The organism is Nitrosovibrio sp. Nv17, from assembly GCF_900119085.1.
GTDB lineage: Bacteria > Pseudomonadota > Gammaproteobacteria > Burkholderiales > Nitrosomonadaceae > Nitrosospira.
Genome location: NZ_FPIQ01000028.1, coordinates 1 through 19,850, shown reverse-complemented (window position 1 = coordinate 19,850; position 19,850 = coordinate 1). Strand labels below are relative to the sequence as shown.

The window sequence follows — 19,850 nt, the reverse complement described above, 5'->3', positions numbered from 1 at the left end:
TGTTCCGGGTTCAGTCGTTTGAAGTGTCATGATGAATCCTCGAATGAAGTCGCGATACAATGTCACGGGTTCCCCGACCCTGCACACGCGCCTACCATCCTTGTGTATACAGGCTCAAAGCCTCGGATACTCCACGGTATTGGCGAATAGGGCGGGGAGCCAATCTACATCACAAGCTCAGACCTTAAAAAACCTGTCTTCAGGATGGGACGGCTTCCCCAGTGAAGCATCATCTTACTTGCATCACAAACAAAATCTGAATATCTCTGATCATACAAGGATGGGTGGAGCGCAGCGCAACCCATCATTTCCCGGAGAACGTCGCGATGGGTTACATTTCATTTCACCCATCTTGCCGGGCTGCCATTGAGCTACACCCGCCGCTGCCTGGATTATACGCTACCGCGGACGTGGCAGATATCGGTAGCAAACGGGTTATCCCGAAGCCCGGCTGGACTGGAGCGCGGCCAGCACCAGGTCAGCCACCGCGCCACCCGAGGCTGGGTTCTGTCCCGTGATCAGCCGTCCGTCCGCGATCGCGAAGGAAGCCCAGGGTTCCGCGGCTTTCCTGTACACGGCGCCACGGGCAGACATCTCGTCCTCGGTGAGGAAGGGCACGAATCTGTCCAGCTCCGCGAGCTCTTCTTCCTTGTTGGAAAAGCCCGTGACCTTCCTGCCTGTGATGAGCAGCGAGCCGTCGGACAGCTTGATGTTGAGCAGGCCCGCTGCCCCATGGCATACCGAGGAAACGACCCCGCCGTTTTCGTAGATCTTGCGGCTCAGCGCCTGCAGCTTGGGGTTGTCGGGAAAATCCCAGATCACCCCATGCCCGCCCGCGTAGTAGATGGCGACATAGTCGTCGGAGTCGACCTCGTCCGGAGAGAGCGTTGATCCCAGGCGATTCATGAAGGCTTTATCGTGATACCACTCCCAATCGACCGGGAGCGCCATGGACAGGCTGTGCGGGTCGATGGGCGTATAGCCGCCCTGGGGGCTCACATAGTCGACTTCGTAGCCGGCCGCCTCGACCTTTTTCACGAAGTGCACCGCCTCGCCCAGCCACAGGCCCGTCGCGCGCTCCAGGTTCGGATACTTCTCGATGCTGGTCAGCACCACCAGGATTTTCCTGCTCATGGTCACCTCTGGTTCTTGAATGGTCGTCCCCGGCGGTTTTGTCGGGTTTTTCAGTCATTATACCCATGTCGCGGCCGTGGTTCCGTGACGCCATGCCTGATACTCTACGGACAGGGTTTGTCGACGGGGCTATCGCATCGCCGTATAATTCCCTCTTCGGTCGTTGACCATATCGTCTCCATGACTCATCCGCATTCAGGCGGTTCCGGATGATACAACTCACCATCAACGGGCAATTGCAGTCTCTTCCTGTGCCCGAGCGGACGCAGGGATCGGAAGGCTGTCCGGTATCCGGGCCGACCGTCGCGCAACTGCTGGCGCACATGGCGCTGCAGGGCAAGCGTATCGCCGTGGAGCGCAACGGCGAGATCGTGCCGCGTAGCCAGTACGGCGAGCAGGTGCTGGCAAGCGGGGACAGGCTCGAAATCGTGGTGGCGGTGGGAGGGGGCTAGGCAGATGGATGATTTCGTCGTCGCCGGGACGGCCTATTCCTCGCGGTTGCTGGTGGGCACCGGCAAGTACCGCGATTTCGACGAAACGCGGGAGGCGGTCGACGCCAGCGGCGCCCGGATCGTCACCGTGGCGATCCGTCGCACCAATCTCGGGCAGAATCCAGGCGAACCGAACCTGCTGGACGTGCTGCCGCCGTCGCGCTACACCATTCTGCCCAACACGGCCGGGTGCTACACGCTGGAGGACGCCGTGCGCACCCTGCGTCTGGCGCGCGAGCTGCTGGAGGGGCACACGCTGGTGAAACTGGAAGTCCTGGGCGATCCGCGCACGCTCTATCCCAACATGGCGGAGACCCTCAAGGCCGCCGAGATTCTGATAAAGGAAGGCTTCCAGGTGATGGCCTATACCTCGGACGATCCGGTCGCGGCGCGGCAGCTGGAGGAGATGGGCTGTGTGGCGGTGATGCCGCTGGCCTCGCTGATCGGTTCCGGCATGGGGATACTCAACCCCTGGAACCTCCAGATCATCATCGACAATGCCAACGTGCCCGTCATCGTCGATGCCGGAGTCGGGACGGCGTCGGATGCGGCGATCGCGATGGAGCTGGGGTGTGACGGCGTGCTGATGAACACCGCCATTGCCGCGGCCAGGGATCCGGTGCTGATGGCGTCCGCCATGAAAAAGGCGGTCGAGGCGGGGCGCGAAGCCTATCTGGCTGGCCGCATGGAAAAAAGACTCTACAGCGCGAGCGCAAGCTCGCCCACTTCCGGCCTGATCGCCGGCGGCGCGAAGAAAACCGCCTGACCCTGGCCCGCAGGGCCTTTTCCGTTCCTTACTCCAGCATGGCGGAACATCGTCCCATCCGCAGTTATGTCCTTCGCCAGGGGCGCGTCTCGGAGGCGCAGCGGCGCGCTTGTGACACCCTGATGCCGCGTTTCGGCATCCCGTTTGCCCAGGTGCCGCTGGATCTCGACGAGGTTTTCGGCAGGCGTGCTCCGCGTTTCCTGGAGATCGGTTTCGGCATGGGCGAGACCACCGCCGCCATCGCCGCAGCCTGTCCCGGGCACGACTATCTCGCCGTCGACGTGCATACGCCGGGGGTGGGCAGCCTGCTCAAGCGGATAGACGAGGGGGGGCTGGAGAACGTGCGCGTCATCCAGCACGACGCGGTGGAGGTGCTGCGCTGGATGTTGCCGCCCGGCTGCCTCGATGGGGTACACATCTTCTTTCCGGATCCGTGGCCCAAGGCGCGCCACCACAAGCGGCGGCTGGTGCAGGCGCCCTTCGCGGCGCTGCTTTGCCGCTGCCTGAAGGAAGGGGGCTATCTTCACGTCGCGACCGACTGGGAGGACTACGCCGCCCGGATGCTGGAGGTGCTGGGGGGCGAGCCCTGCCTCGTCAATACCGTCGACTGCTACGCGCCCCGCCCCGCATACCGCCCGCTGACCAAGTTCGAGCAGCGCGGGTTGCGGCTGGGCCATGGCGTGTGGGATCTGGTGTTCAGGCGCACCGGCGCAATGCCGGAAGGGACCGGTCGCGATATCCCTGCCTGACACCGCACTCCTATTCCTGTTGTTCCGGCAGGAAGATTTGCAGCAGGTCGTTCAGGAAGCGCCTGCCCAGGGGCGTGGGCGCGATGTGCTCGCCGTCGCGCGTGATCAGCCCTCGCCGCTGTGCTTCGTCGAGTTGGCTGACCAGGCTTTCCAGCTGCAGGCCGGTGCGCGCCGTGAAAATTTTCGCCTCGAATCCCCGCGTGAGACGCAGCGCGTTCATCATGAACTCGAATCCGCGGTCCGTCCCGTCCACCTCGTGCTGCGCCATGATGGGCGTGGCCTGCGGGGACGCGTCCAGCGCACGGGCGAGATACTGCCTCGGCTGCCTGAAGCGTACCTGGCGCACGATCCGGTCAGCCAAGCTGATCTTGCTGTGCGCCCCCGCGCCTATCCCCAGATAGTCGCCGAACAGCCAGTAGTTCATGTTGTGGCGCGATTCGCGGCCGGGCCGGGCGAACGCGGAGACTTCGTAGTTCAGGTAGCCGTGTTGGTGCAGCGCCTGTTCGACCGTCGCCTGCATCTGCGCCGCCGTGTCGTCGTCCGGCAGCGGCGGCGGCTGGCGGTAGAACAGGGTGTTCGGCTCCAGCGTGAGGTGGTAGGCCGAGATGTGCGCGACACCGTGGCTAGCGGCGGCGCCGACGTCGCGCCGCGCGTCTTCCAGCGTCTGGTGCGGCAGGGCGTACATCAGGTCGAGGTTCACGTTGTCGAAGTTGTCCAGGGCGATGTCGACTGCGCGGCGCGCCTCGTTGCCGTCGTGCACGCGTCCGAGGGCTCGAAGGTGCCGGGAGTCGAAGCTCTGGATGCCGATGGAGAGGCGGTTGACGCCCGCGCTGCGGAAATCCGCGAACTTTTTCGCCTCGAACGTCCCCGGGTTGGCCTCCAATGTGACCTCGGCGCCGGGTTCCAGCGGCAGCAGCATCCGCGCCGCGGCCAGCAGCGCCTCGATCGAGCGGGCGGAGAACACGCTGGGGGTGCCGCCGCCGAAGAACACGCTGGCGACCCTGCGGCCCCATATCGAGGGCAGGGCCGTCTCCAGGTCGCGGGTCAGCGCCGCCACGTACTCGGCTTCGGGCAGATTGTCCCGGCCGCCGCGAATCTCGTGCGAGTTGAAGTCGCAGTAGGGGCACTTCTTCACGCACCAGGGGATGTGGATGTAGAGGCTCAGCGGCGGCAGGGATTGCAGCGCTTCCGGTTCCGCGTGTGAGAGGGGCGAAGCCAGGGCCGCCGCCGTCATGGGTGCGGCGCTTTCACCCGGATGGGGTGCTGCCGGTTTCCGCGCGCAGGCATTCGACGAGCCGCGCCAGCGCCTTGCCGCGATGGCTGATGCGGTTCTTCTGCTCCAGGGGCAGCTCGGCCGCCGTCTTTCCCAGCGCCGGGAGGAAGAAATGGGGATCGTAGCCGAAGCCCCCGCTCCCGCGCGGCGCGCCCACGATTTCTCCATGCCAGGCGCCATCGGCGATGATCGGCTGGGGGTCGCCGGCATGGCGCACCAGCACCATGACGCAGTAGTAATGAGCGCGGTGGTCGGCATGGTCCGCGAGCGCATCGACCAGCTTGCGGTTGTTGCGCGCATCCGACCGGGGCTCCCCGGCGTAGCGTGCCGAGCGGATGCCCGGCCCGCCGCGCAGCGCGTTGGCGCAGATGCCGGAATCGTCCGCCAGCGCCGCCAGCCCCGACGCCGCGCTGGCATGGCGCGCCTTGGCGAGGGCGTTTTCCACGAACGTATCGAAGGGTTCTTCGGCCTCCGCGATGCCGAGGACCGACTGCGGCAGCACCTCGAAGCCCAGGGGTTCCAGCAGGTGGCGGATTTCCCGGAGCTTGCCCGCATTGCCGCTGGCGACCACGAGGCGCCGGGATTCCCCCGCTGCGCTCATGCGCCTGCCAGCGCCGCCTTCTGGATCTCGATCAGGCGCTGGATGCCAGACTGCGCCAGGCCGAGCATGGCGTCCAGATCCTCGCGGCTGAACGGCGCCCCTTCGGCGGTGCCCTGCACCTCTACCAGGCCGAGGTCGCCCGTCATCACCACGTTCATGTCGGTGTCGCAGGCGGAGTCTTCGAGGTAGTCCAGATCCAGCACCGGCACGCCCCTGTAGATGCCGACCGATACGGCAGCAATGTGCGTCAGGATGGGCGTGGCGTGGATCAGCTGGCGCTGCAGCACTACGTCCACCGCATCGCACAGCGCGACGAATGCCCCCGTGATGCTGGCGGTGCGGGTGCCGCCGTCGGCCTGGATGACGTCACAGTCGACCTGAATGGTGCGCTCGCCCAGCCCACCCAGATCCACCACCGAGCGCAGCGAGCGGCCGATCAGGCGCTGGATTTCCATCGTGCGCCCGGATTGCCTGCCCTTCGCGGCCTCGCGCTGCATGCGTTCGTGGGTGGAACGCGGCAGCATGCCGTATTCCGCGGTGACCCAGCCCTGGTTCTTGCCCCTGAGAAAGGGGGGCACCTTTTCCTCCACGCTGGCAGTGCACACCACCTTCGTATCGCCGCAGGCAATCAGCACCGATCCCTCTGCATGCCGGGTATAGTGGCGGGTGATGTGGACGTTGCGAAGCTGGTCGGGCGTACGGTGGCTGGGGCGCATGGTGGTGGCGGTCCTTGCAGGGCAGTGGCTAGGGGGAGTATGCCGGTTGCACATGGGTGACTGCCTCGATGGGCAGTCTTTTGATCATCGAATCTCGGTAGGCACGAAGCACAGGCGTGTTGTGGCATAATCCCTGATGGCTTCATGGGACTTTCGCATGCTTCTTGCGGCGTTCTTCCATTTTAACGCATTCTCGACGTAACCAGACTGAATCCGGCGGCGTACCCTGGCAATGGGTCCGGGGCTTCCTGCGGAGGGGTCCGCCGGGTTCGGGATCGGGAGGTTAGCGGTGACGCGGACATGATTCACAGCATGACCGGCTACGCGGCGGAGACAAAGGCGATGCCCTGCGGTTCGCTGAGCATGGAACTGCGTGCCGTCAACAACCGCTACCTCGACATCCAGTTCCGCCTGCCCGACGAACTGCGCACGCTCGAGCCTAGGATGCGGGAGCTCCTGGTCGCCCGGCTGAACCGGGGCAAGATCGAATGCCGCGTCAACGTGGTGCGGCTGGCTCATGCTGATGAAGCGCAGCATATCAACGCCGGGCTGCTGCAGAACCTGATGGAGCTGGATCGGGCCGTCAGGGTGGTGCTGCCGGAGGCGCGGGGCCTCGAGGTGGCGGACATCCTGCGCTGGCCCGGCATGCTCGGTGCCGATCACCTGCCTGCGGAAGTCGTCGCTGAATCCTGTATGGAGCTGCTGCGCACTGTCCTGGAGGGGTTTTCCGCCGCGCGCGCGCGCGAAGGTGCGAAGCTCGAGGCCATGCTGCGCGAGCGCCTCGAAAGCATGCGCCGCCTCGTGGCCGAGGTCTCGCCGCGCATTCCCGCCCTGATCGCCGCCTTCCAGGAGAAGGTCAAGTGCCGGCTGGACGAGGCCATGATCGGTCAGGATGACGATCGCATTCGTCAGGAACTGCTGCTGTTCATGGGCAAGATCGACGTGGACGAGGAACTCTCCCGGCTGCAGGCGCACCTGAACGAGGTGGAGCGCATCCTGTCCGGCGGCGGCACCGTCGGCAAGCGCCTGGATTTCCTGATGCAGGAGCTCAACCGCGAGGCCAACACGCTGGGTTCGAAATCCGTCGACGTGGAGGTCTCCAGGATTTCCGTGGAGCTCAAGGTGCTGATCGAGCAGATGCGGGAGCAGGTGCAGAACATCGAGTGAGGTTTTGCCAGTTCCTGTGATCTCCTCCTGAGAGAATGCCGCATCGACTGTCGACGCCCGGTTGCAACGCATCTGTCACGAAATGATTTCATCATGCTGAAGCTCGAACAGATCCAGAAGAGCGATGTCATCTCGGGCCTGGAGCCAGGAGAAGTCGTGCGTATCGTCACGCCCGGCAGCTTGGTCGCGCAGCGGCAACCCTTTCGACGACTTTGACCTGCTGGTCGCCCGCGTCGATCAACTGGCGCGCGCCGAAAACCTGCAAGAAAAGCGGATGCTCACGCAATGGGACTTGGTCGTGGTCGACGAAGCCCACAAACTTTCTGCCAGCTACTTCGGCAACAAGATCAACAAGACCAAGCGCTTCCTGAAGAACGCGGCGAGAATGAAGTCGCGTCCAGATTGGAGCCGCTGCTCGACGTCTTCGACGAGGCTTGCGTGCAGATTCGGAATCGTCGGAATAAATATGTCGGACATAATGACTCTGCCATATTAACCAGCAGCCGATCCACTTCGCTATTCAATGCCTCGCGCGACGAAATCGAGTCAGCCCTGTCAGCCCCGCGGAACGCCATGAACTGCATTGGGCAGCACTACACCGGAACATCGACGCTGTATCAGGAGTTCTTGATGAATCAAGACGGCGAGCATCTTGTTGGCGCACTTGCTCAGGCAAGGCGCTACCGGGAACTCCTTGCAACGGGATCGGCGAATTATTTATCGGCGGCAGGGAGATCGACATCTATCAAGAGATCGCCAAATGACAACTCAACATAATGTATAATACACACATTAATATCTATTAATCTCATTTTTCCCATATAAAGAACATTTAAATGGTTCTTTATTTTTCATCGACAGATGAAATTCTCCAGGCCCTGGGCCAGCGTCTTCGCGTGCAGCGGTTGGCCCAGGGCCTGCCCCAGCACGAGCTGGCCAAGATGGCCGGTTTGTCGTTGGGGGCGCTTCGCAAGTTGGAGGGCAGCGGGCAGTCTTCGCTGGAAACCCTGGTTCGCGCGGTGCGGGCGCTCGGTCTGGCGGACGAGCTGGAGAGTTTGTTCGCGCTCAAGCGCCAGTCCATCGCCCAGATGGAGCAGGCCGAGGCGGCAACCCGGCGGCGACGGGCCCCGCACCGTAAGCGTTCGTGAGAAGGCTGTCCGTCCATTATCGTGGCTGGGGCGAGGATTGGCCGCTGGGCCTGCTGGCCGATGACGGCGCTACGCTGCTGTTCGAATATTCGTCTGCGGCGCTGGCGCAAGGATTGGAATTGTCGCCACTGCACTTGAAGCTGAGCGCGGCAGCCTATGGCGGTTTTCCGCAGCATTTGCATCGTTTGCCGGGCCTGATCGCCGACAGCCTGCCTGACGGCTGGGGCCTGCTGCTGATGGACCGGCTGTTTCGCCAGCGGAGTTTGCGCCATCCAGGGCCACTGGATCGTCTGGCCTTCATCGGGGATCGCGCCATGGGCGCCCTGCGCTTCGTGCCGTCCGCGGAACCCGATGCGCAGGAACCTGATTGGAATCTGCTGGCCCTGGCCAAGGAAAGCGAGCGCGCCGTGGCCGGCGAAGCGGGTGCCGCCCTGCGCGAACTCGCGTTGACGGGAGGCTCCCCGCAAGGCGCACGGCCCAAGGCGCTGGTGCAGTACGACGCAGGATCGGGTCGCATCAGCACGCGCGGCGACGCCCCAGGCGAACCCTGGCTGGTGAAGTTCCCCGCCCAGGGCGAGCACAAGGAAGTCAGTGCCATCGAGCAGATTTATGCCGAGTTGGCCCGCGACTGCGGGCTGGAGGTGCCAGCTACCGCATGGTTCGACCTGTCGCCCACGCTGGCCGCCTTCGGTGTGGCGCGCTTTGATCGAGAACGGGGCCTGCGCGTGCCGCTGCACAGCCTGGCGGGCCTGCTGCAGGTCGACTTCCGCCTGCCCGGCAGCGCGGACTACACTGCCCTCCTGCGCGCCACATGCCTGCTCACCCGCGACGAGCGCGAGGTGGAGAAGGCCTACGCGCGAGCCGTCTTCAATGTGCTGTTCCACAACCGCGACGACCACCCGAAGAACTTCGCCTGGCGCCTCGGGCAGGATCGGCGCTGGCGGCTGGCCCCGGCCTTCGACCTGAGCTTCAGCGAAGGCCCGATGGGCCAGCATCATATGGATATTTGCGGCGAAGGCGATGTCGTGGAGCGAAGCCATTTGCTGCGCCTGGCATCGGAGGGCGGCGTGCCAATGGAGGCAGCCGGGATCATCATCGACCGGATGCTCGAACCGGCAGCGACCTTCGCCCAGCGCGCGGCGGCATTCCCGATTCGTACAACGACAGTGCATCTTATGCAGGCGGCAATCGATGCATGTTGCAAGCGGCTGCGAAAGTAAATGACATGAGAGGAAGAAGACCATTGCCACCCTGCTCCGCGGCTTCCGGGGGTGGTCGTTCATGACATCGATCTCTCATGTGTTTCGAAGCTGCTTTCCTCAATTCATTCAATAGGAAACGGGTGGGTACCCATTGCACATTGGCCGGCAATGGTTCAGCAGTTGCAGAGATACTTCGATGTTCTCGCGGGCTATGACGATGCCGATTTTCGGCGTCTGTTGGAGATGCTGGAGTGGATCAGTGGCAATCCGAATTCCGGTCTCTATCCACGACAGATTCCGGTTGCTGGGGTCGACAGCAAATGGCTGGAATCGTGCAAGGGACTTATCTCTGATCTGGTATTCGATGACTCAGGGTCAACGGGAGATGTCAACTCCAGTTTGATATTGGGGGGGATTTCACCCGGCCCATCGTTACTCCCCGCTCGCAGAGCTTACTCTGCCGCACGGCGCGCGCCTCGTTCCGGCTGAAATCCGTTACCGTCGCGAGCACGAAACAAGTATTACTGTAATAGGCCCTGGAGTCATCTCCGAACGGCGCCGGCCGCAGGGTCAGGGTTCAACAGGGACGGATGAAGCGACGGTGTCGCTGGCAGCGGACGTGATGCCGCTACGGGAGTGGTTGGCATAGGTATCCCAGGTCGGACGGTAATTCTCATCGGCCTCGTTGCCCCACGTCGACCAGCCGGGCCGCGTGCCGCGCGCGAACAGTTCGACATAGGGGCCGCGGCTGCAGGCTTCGATGATGCCGTACATTTCATCGGGCTTGCGCGAGTGTTCCCGCTTTTGCTTTGCGAGCAGGTTCACCTGCCGGCGGCCGGGCGCAAGAGTGCGGGCGTGCCTGCCGCGTACGCCGAACAGGAGCAGTTCCGTGACATTACGGAAGTAGAACCCCACTCCCCGGCCGTCCGATCCGCCATCCCTGCGGATTTTGTGCCACACGAGGTTGCTCTTGTACGCGAATCCCCATGTTTCCATCACTCTGAGCCCCTCGGGGAGGAGCGCATTGGGTACCCAGAGATAGAGATGGGCCGTTTCGGCGGCGATGACATCGACCGGCAGGGAAAGGATGCTGTCGAGCGTCAGCGTGCCGTACCGGCTCAGGCGCCGGTGTTCCGGCGCCATCTTGCCGGTGCGGTTGCGGAACTGCCAGGGAGGGTCCGCGAGGATGGTGCTGAAACGCCTGCCGTCCAGGCAGGCCAGCAGGTCGGTTGCAGGGTCGGATGTCGGCGGCATGTTTCCGGCCATGTATTAGGATTGACCTGTGGCGGGGTTGCTCTGATTGGGCCGGAGTGCATTCGAAGAAAAAATTCACGCCAAGCATCAAAATTATATCCCGTAATGGAGGCGATGATGGGGTCAAGTGCGGAGAGAGTGTCGATCGCTGGCGCATGATCGGTAACAACCCACCGCCGAATCGGATGGACAGAATGATTGAGCATGAAAGGTTCATCGCGGAATAGCGCAGAGCGAATCAGCAGGGGCAGGATGGATGGAGCGCAGCATAACCCATCGTTTCCCGGACAAAGCTGCGATGGATTTGTCATTCATCTCATCCATCCTGCCTGGCCTACCGATATCGCAACCAGGCATTACTTCCCAAAAATCCGTGCCGCTTTCCCTCGCAACTTTCGATGAAGCAAAAAAAAACCTGGAAGTCGTGCGACTACCAGGGGGGAGGACACTGGTTGTCAGGGAGGATGAACCCAACCAATGGCATTCTCATACTAATGGTTTGACTTAAAACTTTCTGTGCGGTACCGCGCTTTGCCCAATCGAATTTTTCGGCTGATTGCATCTAGCGCTTATCGTGGATGGCGGATTCCACGTCTGCTTCATGCTCCTCCTTGAAATGCGCCAGTTCGTCGCCCAGTTTCTCACGGTCGAGTCTGGCTTTCTCGATCTTGGGGAACATTTCGCTTTCCTCCTCCTTCACGTGGTGGAGGATGTATTCACGCAAGACGGTCACCTTGGCGTCGTAATGGCTGTCCTCGGGATCCATGGCCTCCAGCTGGGCGATGAGTTCCTTGGCCCCGGCGTGTTCCACGTCGGCTTCGTCCATCAATTCCTCATCCTTGATGACCTTGCGCGCGGCCGGGTATAGGATGGCCTCTTCGGCTTCCGCGTGCAGCGTCAGCTCGGCACAGATCTGCCGGACGAGCTCCCCCTTCTTCTGGTTGCTGCGGGGCTTGTCCTTGATTTCCTCGAATTCATCGAATAATTTTTTCACCTTCCGGTGGTCCGCTTTGAGCAGTTTCAGTGCGTCCGCCCCGGAATCGGTCGCATTGGAACGGGGGGATCGTTGCTGGGCCATGGTTTGCTCCTCATGTGAGTGGAACAGGCTTGGAACGTCTGTTCCAATATGAAATAGGAGAAGTCATTATTGGTTCATGCTCTTTCCGGATCGGTACGGTGGGACACATTGAGAACGCAGGGTGCCTTTGCCGCATGCGTACGCCAAGACGGGCTATTCGGAAGAACGCCAGGAAAGAGACAGCCCGGGCATTCCCGGATACCTGGGGTGGGAGGATGTCCCTTCAGTTCTCGAGGAGCTGGATCGGATGCAGTGGGATAGAATGAGGCGCGCGAGATAGCAAACCCGTATAACGTCGAAACTATCGGGTTCAGGAGAGCTGAAAGGATGAGGGGATGGTGGCCAAGGGCGGAATCGAACCACCGACACAAGGATTTTCAGTCCTCTGCTCTACCGACTGAGCTACTTGGCCTTTGAAGCGTGCTTGCATTTTCCAGTCGCGACAGGATCGCCTCGCGACAGCCGCCTAATAGTGACGGTCTTCGGAAGTGCCCGATTCTAGCACAGCGCAATATCCGTGGAAACACGAAGCGCAAGCCGGAATGAATCCCTGTGGACGTCGAGATACGGGTTTGGGGGCAGCGTGGATTTTGGGCCACCGTTGCGGCGCTGGGGGTCGCCCATACGCCGTGTAGACCCGCTTGCCCGCCGCAGGCTACAATTCAGCCTTTTAGTAGCATTCCGTCATGCGTGTTTTCCGAGGTATCCCCGCAGAGGGCGAGGCGCCGGTCGCGCTGACCATCGGCAATTTCGATGGGGTGCACCGGGGTCACCAGGCGATGCTTGCCCGTCTGCGGGAGACGGCTGATCGGCTGGGGGTGGTTGCCTGCGTCATGGTCTTCGAGCCGCATCCGCGCGAATTCTTCGCACCGGACCGGGCGCCCACGCGGCTCACCAGCCTGCGGGAGAAACTCGAACTGCTGGCCGCGGCGGGCGTGGAGCGGGTGCAGGTGTGCCGCTTCGACTATGATTTTGCCAGGATCGGTGCGGAGGAATTCATCGTCCGCATCCTGCGGGATGGGCTGGCCGTCAAGTGGATCCTGGTGGGTGACGATTTCCGTTTCGGCGCGCGCCGTGCCGGTGATTTTGCCTTGCTGCAGGCGTTCGCGGGAAAATGCGGCTACGAGGCGGAGGCCATGCCGACCTATGTCGTGGATGGACTGCGGGTATCGAGCACGGCAGTGCGGGAAGCATTGATGCAGGGCGGCCTGGGCCGGGTGGAAATCCTGCTGGGCCGGCCCTACAGCATCAGTGGGCGTGTCGTGCATGGCGACAAGCTCGGAAAGGTGCTTGGCTATCCCACTGCCAATATCCAGTTGAAGCACAATCGTCCTCCCCTGTCGGGTATATTCGTAGTGGAAGTCGATATTCGTCCTCATGCCGCTACAGCCTTGATCCCGCCCGATCAGGCGGAAATGATGCGAGGCGTCGCCAGCCTGGGCGTGCGCCCGACCGTGCACGAGCACGGCAAGCCGGTGCTGGAGGTGCATTTGTTCGATTTCGACCGGGAGCTGTACGGTCGTCACCTGCGCGTGCATTTCCTGCACAAGCTGCGCGACGAGGAAAAGCTTCCCGACCTGGAAACACTGGCGCAGCGGATCGCACAGGATGCGGAGGAGGCCAGGCGCTTTTTTGCTTCATGCACTGTGGCGGCATCCGGCGTCATTGCAGGAGCCTCGCGCATATTGAACTGACATTCATGACCGACTACAAGAAAACGCTCAACCTGCCCGATACGCCCTTTCCCATGCGCGGCGACCTTGCCCGGCGCGAACCCGTCATGCTCCGGGCCTGGGAGGAAAAGGGCATCTATCGGCAGATCCGCGATGTTTCCCGCGGACGACCCCGCTTCATCCTGCACGACGGTCCGCCCTATGCCAATGGCGACATCCACATCGGCCATGCCGTCAACAAGATCCTCAAGGACATCATCGTCAAGGCGAAGACACTCTCGGGATTCGACGCGCCCTATGTGCCGGGTTGGGACTGCCATGGCCTGCCGATCGAGCACCAGATCGAGAAGAAGCACGGCAAGAACCTACCCCCGGACCAGGTGCGCGCGCTGTGCCGCGCCTTCGCGCAGGAGCAGGTGGAGCGGCAGAAGTCGGATTTCATCCGGCTCGGCGTGCTGGGTGACTGGGATCGTCCCTACCTCACCATGGACTATCGCACCGAGGCGGGCATCATCCGCGCACTCGGCAAGATCCATCGCAGCGGACGGCTGTATCGCGGGCAGAAGCCTGTCAACTGGTGCATCGACTGTGGCTCCGCGCTGGCTGAGGCGGAGGTCGAATACGAAGACAAGGTTTCGCCGGCGATCGACGTCGGTTTCGATATTCATGAACCCGACGGCCGGGACATGCTGGCGCAAGCTTTCGGCCTTTCCCTGCCGGAGAAGGGGATACAGGCGATCATCTGGACCACCACGCCGTGGACGCTGCCCGCCAATCAGGCGGTGGCGGTGCATCCCGATCTCGACTACGTGCTGGTGGAGACGCCGCGCGGCTGCCTGATCCTGGCGGCCGAGCTGGCGGGTGCGTGCCTTGGGCGCTACGGGCTGGAAGGCGGCGTGCGGGGGGCGTGCAAGGGTGCGGCGCTCGAGGGAATCCCGTTGCTTCATCCCTTCAACGGGGAAGGAGTGAAGATCATCTGCGGCGGGCACGTGACGCTGGAGGCCGGTACGGGGCTGGTGCATACCGCGCCGGCGCACGGGCTGGACGACTACATCGTCGGGCAGAAATACGGCCTCCCCGGCGACAGTCCGGTGGATGGCAGGGGGATATTCGATGCCCGCACGCCCGTCGTGGGCGGCCTGTTCGTATGGAAGGCCAACGACACGGTGATAGACACGCTCGCCGCAAGCGGGCACCTGCTGCACAGGGAGATCATCCGCCATAGCTACCCGCACTGCTGGCGCCACAAGACCCCGATCATCTTCCGCTCGACGCCGCAGTGGTTCATCGGCATGAACGAGTGTCCCTGGACGGAGGATTTTCGCCAGGAAAAGACCCTGCGGCAGCTCGCCCTGGACGCGGTGGATGCGACCCATTTCTATCCCGCCTGGGGGCGGACGCGCCTGGAGGCGATGATTAGGAACCGTCCCGACTGGTGCGTCTCGCGCCAGCGCAACTGGGGGGTACCGATCCCGTTCTTCGTGCACGAGGAGAGCGGTGCCCTGCATCCCCGTACCGACGAGTTGCTGGAGCAGGTGGCCGGGCGCGTGGAACAGCAGGGCATCGAGGCGTGGTTCGCATTGGATGCGGCTGAGCTGCTGGGCGACGATGCGCAGAAATACCGGAAGCTCACCGACACCCTGGACGTATGGTTCGACTCCGGCACCACGCACGATACGGTGCTGAAATCCGGCCCCGGGTATCCGGCCGATCTTTACCTGGAAGGGTCGGACCAGCATCGCGGATGGTTCCAGTCGTCACTGCTCACGGGGTGCGTGATCGATGCACGCGCTCCCTACCGGGCGCTGCTCACCCACGGCTTCGTGGTGGACGGCCAGGGGCGCAAGATGAGCAAGTCCACGGGCAACGTGATTGCCCCGCAGAAGGTGATGGATACCTGGGGAGCAGACATCTTGCGCCTGTGGGTGGCGTCTACCGACTATTCCGGCGAGCTGTTCATCTCGGACGAAATCCTGAAGCGTGTCGTGGAAAGCTACCGGCGCATCCGCAACACGCTGCGTTTTCTTCTTGCCAACCTCGCGGACTTCGATCCCGTCGCCGACGCCGTGGCGGTGGAGCGGTGGCTGGAAATCGACCGCTACATGCTTGCCTTCACGCGGCGGTTCCAGGAAGAAATGGTGCAATTCTACGAGCGTTACGAATTTCACTCGGCGGTTCATCGGCTGCACAATTTCTGCTCCGAGGATCTGGGCGGCTTCTACCTGGATGTCCTCAAGGACAGGCTCTACACCGCTGTCACGAACGGCATCCCGCGTCGTGCTGCGCAGAGTGCGCTGTATCATGTCGCCCATGGCCTGGTGCGCCTGTTCGATCCCATCCTGAGTTTTACCGCCGAGGAGGTATGGGAGCATCTGCCGGGTGCCGCCGGCGACAGCGTGCTGTTGCATACATGGCATGAATATCCCGCGCTGCAGGACGAGACCGTGCTGATCCAGCGCTGGACCCGGCTGAGGGCGCTGCGCTCTCAGGTGCAGGGAAGCCTGGAAGCGTCTCGGGGCCGGGGAGAGATCGGCTCCTCGCTGGCTGCGACCGTCGAGATCCGTGCCGGTGGAGACGATCATGCGCTGCTCGACTCGCTGGGCGATGACCTGCGGCTGGTACTGGTCACTTCGGAGGCGCGGGTGGTTCGGGATGCAACGGAAGGAAACATGGAAATCCTCGTGGCGCCCTCCCCTCATCCCAAGTGCGAGCGCTGCTGGCACTACCGGCGCGACGTGGGCGCACATGCCGACCATCCCACGCTGTGTGGGCGCTGTGTGGCCAATCTGTTCGGCGCAGGCGAGCCGCGGCACCATGCGTGATGAGTCCCGGGCGCGCCTGCCCGGGAGTCGACGCGCGCGATGAAGCTGTCTCGGTGCCTGATACTGGCAGCAGTCGTGCTGGCGCTGGATCTGGCCACCAAGCGCTGGGTGGAGGCTATCCTATCATACGGAGAGCACATTCCCTTAACCGGTTTCTTCAACCTGGTACTGGCGTACAACGCGGGTGCCGCGTTCAGTTTCCTGAGCGATGCCGGCGGGTGGCAGCGCTGGTTCTTCAGCGCGATCGCGGCAGGCGCCTCGTTGATGATCGTGCACCTGCTGCGCAAACATGCGGCTGAGAAGCTGTTCTGCGTCGCGTTGAGCCTGATACTGGGGGGCGCGTTGGGGAACCTGTGGGATCGCATCGCGCTGGGCCACGTCGTCGACTTCCTGGATTTTCATGCCGCCGGTTATCACTGGCCGGCATTCAACGTGGCGGACTCGGCAATTTTCTGCGGCGCGATGCTGTTGATCGTGGACAGTTTCCTGCGCAGGAAGTCGGTGTAAGAGGATGGCGTGCCCGGCCGCACCGGGGATTATTCGTCCCGAGTGGGTTCGGGCGCGGTGCGCGGCATGAAGAGAGCGGGTACCGGCTGCTTGCGGCGCAGATGGTTCGGATGTCTGTTGCGATCGATGGGGATTGAACTGCCTGGAGAGGTGGACTGGGTATCCGGCGGCGTATAGGGCTGCGTGAACAGGGGGTCGCTGGGCGGTGACGCGCGGCCGTTGCGCGAGGGGCTTTTGTCCTTGCGCGTTTCCTGTTTTCTGGGACTCTTCGCCCCGGGTGCCGGGCGTGTCTCGCCTTCATGCCTGCGGGATTCGGCCGGTTTTTTGCGATCCGGTCTCCCCGGCGCATTTCGGTCTGGTCGAGCCCGGGCACCTGTCGGTTCGCCGGCAGGGTGCGCGCCCACCTCGAACCCGCTGACGACGTGCGAGTCGAGCTTGACCTTCAGGAGCTTCTGGATGCCGTCGAGCAGCTCGCGCTCCTCCTCGCACACCAGGGAGATGGCGTCGCCTCGGGTTCCGGCACGGCCGGTGCGGCCAATGCGGTGGATATAGTCTTCCGGTGTCGTGGGCAGCTCGAAGTTGACGACGTGGGACAGATCCTCGATGTCCAGCCCTCGTGCCGCCACGTCCGTGGCCACCAGCACCCGTACCGCGCCTTCCTTGAAGTCGGCCAGCGCCTGCATGCGCTGAGGCTGGCTTTTATCGCCATGGATCGCGGTGGCGGTGATGCCGTCGCGCTTCAGCTGCAGCGCCAGGCGGCTGGCACCGTGCTTGGTGCGCACGAAGACCAGCACCTGCTTCAGATCCTGCGATTCGATCAGGTGGGCCAGCAATTCGCGCTTGCGTTCTCGATCCACCGGATGCACCACGTGCGTCACCAGTTCGGTAATCGAATTGCGGCGGGCCACCTCGATCAATACCGGCTCCTTCAGCAGCTTGTCGGCCAGCTTCTTGATCTCGTCGGAAAAAGTGGCCGAGAACATGAGACTCTGGCGCTGGGACGGTATCTGGGCCAGGATTCGCCGGATGTCGGGGATGAATCCCATGTCCAGCATGCGATCTGCCTCATCCAGCACCAGGATCTCGATCTTGGAAAGCTGGATGGTCTTCTGTTCGACGTGGTCCAGCAGACGTCCCGGTGTCGCCACCAGGATTTCCACGCCTGCGCGCAGCGTCTTGATCTGGGGATCGATGTTCACGCCACCGTAGATCGCGGCACACTTCAGCGGTACGTACTTGCCGTAGGCCTGCACGCTTTCGTACACCTGTGCCGCCAACTCTCGGGTGGGCACCAGGATCAGCGCACGGATCGGGTGGCGGGCAGGCGAAACGCTGGTATTGGCATGGCGTTGCAGCCGGTGCAGCATGGGCAGGGTAAAGCCGGCAGTCTTGCCGGTGCCGGTCTGGGCGCCGCCCATGATGTCCTTGCCTTGCAGGATCGGCGGAATCGCCTGGGCCTGGATGGGGGTGGGTTCCGTATAGCCCTGATTCGCGATGGCTCGCAGGATCTCGGGGGACAGGCCGAGTTGATCAAACGTCATGGTCATTGTTTCCGGATTGCCCACCATGGCTTGCTGCATGCAAACTGGGCAGGGCAGGAGGGGAAGAGGCTGGCACTGGGTCGAAGGAAAACGGATCGATGGAATTGTACCCTGGGCAGAATGGCATGCCGTGATCCGGGAGCCATGTTCCATGTTACATGAAAAAACGGCATCACAACAATACCTTGCCGGAATTCCAGGCAGGGAGTGAGGATCCTCATGAAACAGGCATGCCGGTCAGAGCGTCAGTCGTTTCTCGCACCCTGGCGTGCTCCCTTGCGCATTCCCAGCCACTCGCCGGCCTTTCCCAGGATCCTCAGCGTGGGCGGTGCGCCCCCGATCGCCACAGCATCCACCAGGCAGTACCATGCGGCAACTCCGCTGGGAGGATTGCCTTGCGACAACGAGAAGATGGGTTCCAGGGATGCCCAGCGCCACGTCCCGGCTGCAGTGCCTATGAGCTCCAGCCAGGTGGTGATGAAGAACGCCGCCAGGTAGACCATGGGCGAACGCCCCTTGAACAGGTAGATGAGGAATACGCAGTACAGTATCGCGCCGACCTGGTCGCCCTGCTCGGGGTAGCCGCTGACGCCCCAGGCCGACCACAGGCCGCAGGCCAGCACCACGAACGCAGCGATGCGGCGCGCGTGCTTCTGGAAGAGGCCAGACCGCGCCAGCGCCACTGCGGTCAGGTAGACCATGCCGTGACCCGGCGGCACGTAGGCCGGCACGTTCTCGAACCGGTAGGTATAGCCTCCCATGTAGATGGAGGCGAAGTGCTCGCCCAGCGTGGCGAAGGCTACCGCAATGAGCACCTGCATCCGCACTTCCTTGCTTTCTCCGAGCAGGAGCCCGGCCAGGAACGTCCAGGCGATGAATCCCATGAAATTCTGCTGGGCCATGCTTCCTTCCGCGTCCATCGCCAGGCTGATTGCCACGCAGAAAAAAGTCAGTCCGGCGATGAAGTAGTCGCGGAATCTATGGACGCACGCGACGTCGGGAGGGGGGAAGTTGCGCAGCATGCCTACTTTACAGCAGGGACCAACACGGGCCGGTCACGACCGGCGCGCCCTGCGGCATTCCGGCGACGAGAGGTGGCGGGTGGTCGACCGCATCGCCCGGCGACGGCGCGGCGAATGCCATGACTGCACGCCTTGGCGTGGGATATCACTCCTGGTCATTCATCGTCTGCGGGCTCGTCGGATTCTTCCTGGGAGGGGCTGCTGGAGGAATCCTCGTCGTCGTCGTCCTCATCGTCGTCGTCCTCCTCCTCCTTGGAGGACTTGAGCACCATCTTGCCCTCCTTGAGGCTGGCATTGAGGTCGGTCTCGGCGACCTCCTTGTGCACCAGGTTCTGGTGGCAATCGATGCAGGTGGCGCCCTCGGTCTCCATCTTCAGGTGCGCAGCCTTGGCGTCGGCTCCGGGGGGCTGCGGATTGCGGTGGCACTCCCGGCAGGTGCGGCTGTCCCACTTCTTCAGGTTCAGCCGCGCATCGTGCGCCATGATCAGCCTGCGCTCGTTGAACTTCTCCAGGGTGGAGTAATCATTGGCAAACTCCAGGTACAACTCGCGCGCGCCATCGACCACATGGGTCGCCACCGCCAGATGGAAGTTCTTGAACCCCTGCGGGATGTGACAGTCCTTGCAGCCCGGATTGACCCCCAGCGCCCCGTAGTGGGACGACTCCTTGAGTTCCTCCAGGGGATAGGACATGGAGTGGCAACTGG

21 protein-coding genes and 1 tRNA gene are annotated in these 19,850 nt (G+C 62.9%); 12 read left to right on the top strand and 10 right to left on the bottom strand.

Annotation, left to right across the window (positions count from 1 at the left end; all coding sequences use genetic code 11):
* Positions 1-435 precede the first annotated feature (435 nt).
* Positions 436-1,134, bottom strand: coding sequence for a type 1 glutamine amidotransferase domain-containing protein (locus tag BT108_RS12380; RefSeq protein ID WP_072294878.1), 699 nt, complete (start codon positions 1,132-1,134; stop codon positions 436-438).
* Positions 1,135-1,343: 209 nt separating this feature from the next.
* Here BT108_RS12380 and thiS point away from each other — a divergent pair, with 209 nt between their 5' ends.
* Genes thiS through trmB form a run of 3 tightly spaced genes read left to right on the top strand, consistent with a single transcriptional unit; the run spans position 1,344 to position 3,140 of the window.
* Positions 1,344-1,586: a sulfur carrier protein ThiS gene (gene thiS / locus BT108_RS12375; protein ID WP_072294877.1), complete on the top strand. Its 243-nt coding sequence runs from the start codon at positions 1,344-1,346 to the stop codon at positions 1,584-1,586.
* Between the two features lie 4 nt (positions 1,587-1,590).
* Positions 1,591-2,391: a thiazole synthase gene (locus BT108_RS12370; protein ID WP_072294876.1), complete on the top strand. Its 801-nt coding sequence runs from the start codon at positions 1,591-1,593 to the stop codon at positions 2,389-2,391.
* 38 nt (positions 2,392-2,429) lie between these two features.
* Positions 2,430-3,140 carry a tRNA (guanosine(46)-N7)-methyltransferase TrmB gene (trmB, locus tag BT108_RS12365; RefSeq protein WP_072294875.1) on the top strand — a complete coding sequence of 237 codons (711 nt, stop codon included), beginning with the start codon at positions 2,430-2,432 and terminating at the stop codon, positions 3,138-3,140.
* A 10-nt stretch (positions 3,141-3,150) separates the two neighbouring features.
* On the opposite strand, the gene hemW is transcribed toward trmB, so the two are convergent.
* Genes hemW through rph form a run of 3 tightly spaced genes read right to left on the bottom strand, consistent with a single transcriptional unit; the run spans position 3,151 to position 5,730 of the window.
* Positions 3,151-4,374, bottom strand: coding sequence for a radical SAM family heme chaperone HemW (gene hemW, locus BT108_RS12360; protein ID WP_072294874.1), 1,224 nt, complete (start codon positions 4,372-4,374; stop codon positions 3,151-3,153).
* Positions 4,375-4,387: 13 nt separating this feature from the next.
* Positions 4,388-5,014: an RdgB/HAM1 family non-canonical purine NTP pyrophosphatase gene (gene rdgB, locus BT108_RS12355; RefSeq protein ID WP_072294873.1), complete on the bottom strand. Its 627-nt coding sequence runs from the start codon at positions 5,012-5,014 to the stop codon at positions 4,388-4,390.
* Complete coding sequence (gene rph, locus BT108_RS12350; RefSeq protein WP_072294872.1) at positions 5,011-5,730, bottom strand: ribonuclease PH; 720 nt, start codon at positions 5,728-5,730, stop codon at positions 5,011-5,013. Before rph ends, rdgB begins: the two co-directional genes overlap by 4 nt.
* A 300-nt stretch (positions 5,731-6,030) precedes the next feature.
* Here rph and BT108_RS12345 point away from each other — a divergent pair, with 300 nt between their 5' ends.
* From BT108_RS12345 to BT108_RS13380, 6 genes are all read left to right on the top strand, one after another.
* On the top strand, positions 6,031-6,897 hold the full coding sequence (locus BT108_RS12345; RefSeq protein WP_072294871.1) for a YicC/YloC family endoribonuclease: 867 nt from the start codon (positions 6,031-6,033) through the stop codon (positions 6,895-6,897).
* 124 nt (positions 6,898-7,021) lie between these two features.
* Positions 7,022-7,393, top strand: coding sequence for a DEAD/DEAH box helicase family protein (locus tag BT108_RS14015; RefSeq protein ID WP_218184868.1), 372 nt, complete (start codon positions 7,022-7,024; stop codon positions 7,391-7,393).
* On the top strand, positions 7,300-7,674 hold the full coding sequence (locus BT108_RS14350; RefSeq protein ID WP_369817152.1) for a hypothetical protein: 375 nt from the start codon (positions 7,300-7,302) through the stop codon (positions 7,672-7,674). The genes BT108_RS14015 and BT108_RS14350 overlap by 94 nt, the downstream gene beginning before the upstream one ends.
* Before the next feature lie 59 nt (positions 7,675-7,733).
* Positions 7,734-8,045 carry a helix-turn-helix domain-containing protein gene (locus BT108_RS12335; protein ID WP_072294870.1) on the top strand — a complete coding sequence of 104 codons (312 nt, stop codon included), beginning with the start codon at positions 7,734-7,736 and terminating at the stop codon, positions 8,043-8,045.
* Entirely contained in the window at positions 8,042-9,265 is a 1,224-nt protein-coding gene (locus tag BT108_RS12330) for a type II toxin-antitoxin system HipA family toxin (RefSeq protein WP_072294869.1), read from the top strand. The genes BT108_RS12335 and BT108_RS12330 overlap by 4 nt, the downstream gene beginning before the upstream one ends.
* Positions 9,266-9,316: 51 nt before the next feature.
* Complete coding sequence (locus BT108_RS13380) at positions 9,317-9,736, top strand: DUF3322 domain-containing protein (RefSeq protein WP_255369721.1); 420 nt, start codon at positions 9,317-9,319, stop codon at positions 9,734-9,736.
* An 81-nt stretch (positions 9,737-9,817) separates the two neighbouring features.
* Here the strand turns inward: BT108_RS13380 and BT108_RS12320 are convergent, their stop codons facing one another.
* From BT108_RS12320 to BT108_RS12310, 3 genes are all read right to left on the bottom strand, one after another.
* The gene (locus BT108_RS12320; protein WP_143142493.1) at positions 9,818-10,501 is read right to left on the bottom strand and encodes an MT-A70 family methyltransferase; all 684 of its coding nucleotides are present in this window, start codon (positions 10,499-10,501) and stop codon (positions 9,818-9,820) included.
* Positions 10,502-11,063: 562 nt separating this feature from the next.
* Positions 11,064-11,579 (bottom strand): hemerythrin domain-containing protein, encoded by a 516-nt coding sequence (locus BT108_RS12315; RefSeq protein ID WP_072294867.1) that lies wholly within the window; start codon positions 11,577-11,579, stop codon positions 11,064-11,066.
* Positions 11,580-11,915: 336 nt separating this feature from the next.
* A tRNA-Phe gene (locus BT108_RS12310) sits at positions 11,916-11,991 on the bottom strand.
* A gap of 274 nt (positions 11,992-12,265) precedes the next feature.
* Between BT108_RS12310 and BT108_RS12305 the strand changes: the two genes are divergently transcribed.
* From BT108_RS12305 to lspA, 3 genes are read left to right on the top strand one after another with little or no spacing between them, the layout of a single operon-like run.
* A complete protein-coding gene (locus BT108_RS12305; protein ID WP_072294866.1) occupies positions 12,266-13,273 on the top strand; it encodes a bifunctional riboflavin kinase/FAD synthetase in 1,008 nt (335 codons plus the stop codon).
* Between the two features lie 5 nt (positions 13,274-13,278).
* Entirely contained in the window at positions 13,279-16,074 is a 2,796-nt protein-coding gene (ileS, locus tag BT108_RS12300) for an isoleucine--tRNA ligase (protein ID WP_072294865.1), read from the top strand.
* Positions 16,075-16,113: 39 nt separating this feature from the next.
* The gene (gene lspA / locus BT108_RS12295; RefSeq protein WP_072294864.1) at positions 16,114-16,581 is read left to right on the top strand and encodes a signal peptidase II; all 468 of its coding nucleotides are present in this window, start codon (positions 16,114-16,116) and stop codon (positions 16,579-16,581) included.
* Between the two features lie 29 nt (positions 16,582-16,610).
* Here the strand turns inward: lspA and BT108_RS12290 are convergent, their stop codons facing one another.
* The 3 genes from BT108_RS12290 to BT108_RS12280 form a co-directional block, all read right to left on the bottom strand.
* Entirely contained in the window at positions 16,611-18,122 is a 1,512-nt protein-coding gene (locus BT108_RS12290; RefSeq protein ID WP_072294880.1) for a DEAD/DEAH box helicase, read from the bottom strand.
* A 245-nt stretch (positions 18,123-18,367) separates the two neighbouring features.
* Positions 18,368-19,144 (bottom strand): hypothetical protein, encoded by a 777-nt coding sequence (locus BT108_RS12285; protein ID WP_072294863.1) that lies wholly within the window; start codon positions 19,142-19,144, stop codon positions 18,368-18,370.
* A gap of 155 nt (positions 19,145-19,299) precedes the next feature.
* Positions 19,300-19,850 (bottom strand): NapC/NirT family cytochrome c (locus tag BT108_RS12280; RefSeq protein ID WP_072294879.1); only part of this gene is annotated, 551 nt, incomplete at its 5' end.